This is a genomic window from Gemmatimonadota bacterium (assembly GCA_026706345.1).
Taxonomy (GTDB): Bacteria; JAAXHH01; JAAXHH01; order JAAXHH01; family JAAXHH01; genus JAAXHH01.
This window is the reverse complement of the sequence record JAPOYX010000086.1, coordinates 1-3,326: the sequence shown is the minus strand read 5'-3', so window position 1 is coordinate 3,326 and position 3,326 is coordinate 1. Positions and strand designations below refer to the sequence as shown.

Sequence of the window (3,326 nt, the reverse complement as noted above, 5' to 3'; positions counted from 1 at the left end):
ATGTCGCCCGACTACAGGGTCCGTGGCCGATCCCGAGCGACCGAACGATTGACGTGCCCGTCGGCTACGCGGCATTCCCGAAAGAGATCCTGCGGCCACCGCGACCCCAGGCCGCCAGGACATACACCGACATCCGCCAGTGGACGCCCATGGAAAAAGGCGGCCACTTCGCCGCCATGGAGCAACCCGACGCTCTGGCCCACGACATCCTGAAATTCTTGCGCTGTCTTCGCAGAAGTGATTAGCCTTCCCGTGAGGCCGACAATTTGCTCCGCTGCCGATCTGCTCGCGATAACCAGAAGAGATGCTGCGATGATCTCTTGAACCCTGGTCGTCCCAATCCGAGCCTGCCGGCCACCCGTGTCCGGGCGAATTTCAACCTGCCGGGGACTACGAACGCACGTCCATCCTGAGCACGAAGTTCTTCGACGAAGCACGGACCGACCGTCGGGCGCCTCCTTCATCCGATCTTGCCGCCATCACCATACCCGTTCAAACGAGCAAACCTGACAGGCAGGGCGCAGCGCCAGCGTGCCGCACGGGGCACCTCCATTAGATGGACATCATCCGACCGGCCGAGCGCGACGACACAAGAAAATGCGGCGATCCAACGTTGACGGAAATTCACCAGTGACTCGCGAAAGGCGCCGTCTCCGGGGCTAGCAGGTGACCGGACAACGTGTGATGCATGCGTACGACCAGTTCTCAACATCAATCGGGTAGCCGAGCTTCCGGATTCGGAACCGTGGGCACCGATCTGCTCCAAGCTCATCCCGGTTGCCGACCCCTAGTGTCGGGCGTATCGTCAACACACATGAGGGCGCATAGCTCAGTCGGTAGAGCAGCTGACTCTTAATCAGCGGGTCCAGGGTTCGAGTCCCTGTGCGCCCTCCACCCTTAGGCATATGAAGTCAATGGATTAAAGTACCTGCTGTGAGTGTCCGAAAAAGTCTCGATTTTCCGGTTGGCAAACAATTGGCAAACAGTTGGAAGATATGTTCTGACCATCGACGGCAATGTCTCTTGGGGATGGCGCGGACCGCGCGCCCATCGCCGCCCGGGTAGTGTTCGTTCGGTCATCGGGTGGGAATCGGAGCAGATGAAGATCAGCGTCTTGAACAAGCCCAGTGGAAGGGAATCGAAAAGCCCCTGAAATTGTCAATAGTTTCAAGGGCTTTCGGTGGTTTCGGGGGCAGATTTTGAACCTGCGACCTTCAGGTCATAAGGACTACGGTCGATGCGACATGCGGCGCCCCAGATAACCTTATGGCGCCTAAAGTACGGTAAAGGGGCGAAGAAGGAGCATCTTGTAATCAACATTGAGGCGTCTGTATGTGGCGCATGCGCCGCCGCCCTGTTTATCGGCCCACAGATTCGTTGCCGACCGCTGCGGCGGACTGTCGATTTGCCTCCGTTCAGAGAGGTCATGCGACGAGGCCGCACAACAGACGCTCACCTTGCCCTTGCCAACGTTGGAGAGTTTTCGGGTTTGAGGCGGCGATTCTTCCCTATCGATCGCCCGTTGACCCACCTCCGTCTCGGGCGGCCGCTGCAGCCGGCATCAGACAGGCTTCGAGCCCACTGACAACACTGTCGAGCGGGCCGGGGTCCACACTCAGATTCCGCTTGAAACTCTCCCATTGCTGGCGCTTGATGGCGTCTTTCGCGAACGTCGGCGAGAGCCCGTCTGGAACCCGATCCGGGATCGCCGTGCCACGTCGTGCAAAGGTCGCAGATATCGCTGCTGCGAGACGTGATCGATCAATCTCGAAGGCTTGGCTGATGATCCACAGGTCGTGGTAGTCCTTCATCCGGCTGTTCGCCATGCCTAGATCCACCATGGCCTGGAATTTCTCGGCAACCACCGTCTCCCGTGCGTAGCCGCGTAGTCGTGGCGCCGGCATGTCGAGCAGGACCGGATAGTCGAGCCACTCGGCCGGGGGTTCGGTCGCGTCGCCGAAACCGACATCGACGTTGACGGTAATGAGGGCGCCCGCGATGTCCGCGGTCGCCCGCATGCGGAGGCCCCCATATTCGTTCTCCTCACGAATACGGCTGATTCGAGCTGCGCCGGCATCGAACACTACCCCGTCTGGCTGTTTCTGACCGAGCACCTCCCTGAAGACGTCCAGAACAGCGTCCGGTGCAGGATCGCCGTAACCCAGGAGATCGAGATCTCGCGTCCCGCGAAACGGTTCATCGAACCACGTCAGCAGCAGCATGGCGCCCTTGAGAACGAAACGGTCGGCGTGTCGGGATTGTGCGAGCCGATAGAGCAGACGTTCGATCGCATAATGCGTGAGAACCAGATCGAAATTTTGGCCTTTCTGCTTGCTGATCCTGAGGAGACGAGACCGAACCGAGGCTCCGATGTTCCTGACCCCCTCATGCATTGGCGGTGAGCGCCTCGAGATATGGGCGGACCGCCGTGGCGACACCACCACGCGCGGCATGGTGGGCGATCTCGGCAGGGCTCGCCTTTCGCTGCCGGAGCGCCTCCTGCAGGCCTTCCAGTGCGACCGTCGGCCCGACCTTCCGGCGATGCCGGAAACAGTCGGCGATCGTCTTGGCGATGCCGAAGACCTTCACGGGAACATTCTCGATGTGCACGGTCAGGACGTCGTCGGTGAGAAGCGCGTCCGTGAACCGCACGATTCGCATCGCCGGCCTTCCCTCCTTTGGCATCCAGTCCTTAGTGCCGATCGCCATCCAGACCGATCTCGGAAGCTGGTCCGTCAGTTCGTGGTAGGCCAGCGCGGACACCAGGCAGACAACACCCCTGGGGACACGTTTCGCGGCCTCGGCCAGGCTGTGGTGAGCGACAAGCGGCGCGTCGGGCAGTTGATAGAGCCCGCGCGCCAGACGGTTCACCTCGCCGGCGCGGACCATCCTGCCGACTGTGGCCGCGGTGATCCCATTTGCCTTGAACTCTGACAGGCGCATCATCCCCTGAGATCGCAGGAGCCGGATCGCCTGATCGCGCTGAGTGCCCGGTTTCGCCATTGATACTATATCAAGGAGTGCTGCGCCTTTCTTCCGATGTTTTATATCATATCATTCTGGCCAAGTAAAGTACAGATTGGCCAGTTAAATGGGCTGAGCAGTGTGAAGCCATCGCCATGTCGGGCAAGTGGAGCCAAATTGGGGTGCCGCACAGGGGCTGGACCTGCGTATCGGTCGACGACCTTGGTACCTCCGATGCCATCTGCGAGATGTGCGAGACGCAAGAGATTCGGTACGTCCGCCGCGTGGAGCATCCGGACTATGGGGGTGTTGAAAAAGCCCGGCCGTCGTGATTCATTGTCCTCATATCTTGTGTTCGTTTC

The 3,326-nt window shown here is 60.2% G+C and carries 3 protein-coding genes and 1 tRNA gene; 2 read left to right on the top strand and 2 right to left on the bottom strand.

Annotation, left to right across the window (positions count from 1 at the left end; all coding sequences use genetic code 11):
- Both OXG98_06720 and OXG98_06715 read left to right on the top strand, forming a co-directional pair.
- Positions 1–245 (top strand): epoxide hydrolase (locus tag OXG98_06720; protein ID MCY3771695.1); only part of this gene is annotated, 245 nt, incomplete at its 5' end.
- Between the two features lie 573 nt (positions 246–818).
- Positions 819–894: transfer RNA gene (locus OXG98_06715), tRNA-Lys, on the top strand.
- A 614-nt stretch (positions 895–1,508) separates the two neighbouring features.
- Here OXG98_06715 and OXG98_06710 read toward each other — a convergent pair.
- Both OXG98_06710 and OXG98_06705 read right to left on the bottom strand, forming a co-directional pair.
- Positions 1,509–2,393, bottom strand: coding sequence for a nucleotidyl transferase AbiEii/AbiGii toxin family protein (locus tag OXG98_06710; GenBank protein MCY3771694.1), 885 nt, complete (start codon positions 2,391–2,393; stop codon positions 1,509–1,511).
- Entirely contained in the window at positions 2,386–3,003 is a 618-nt protein-coding gene (locus OXG98_06705) for a type IV toxin-antitoxin system AbiEi family antitoxin domain-containing protein (protein ID MCY3771693.1), read from the bottom strand. The genes OXG98_06710 and OXG98_06705 overlap by 8 nt, the downstream gene beginning before the upstream one ends.
- Positions 3,004–3,326 lie beyond the last annotated feature (323 nt).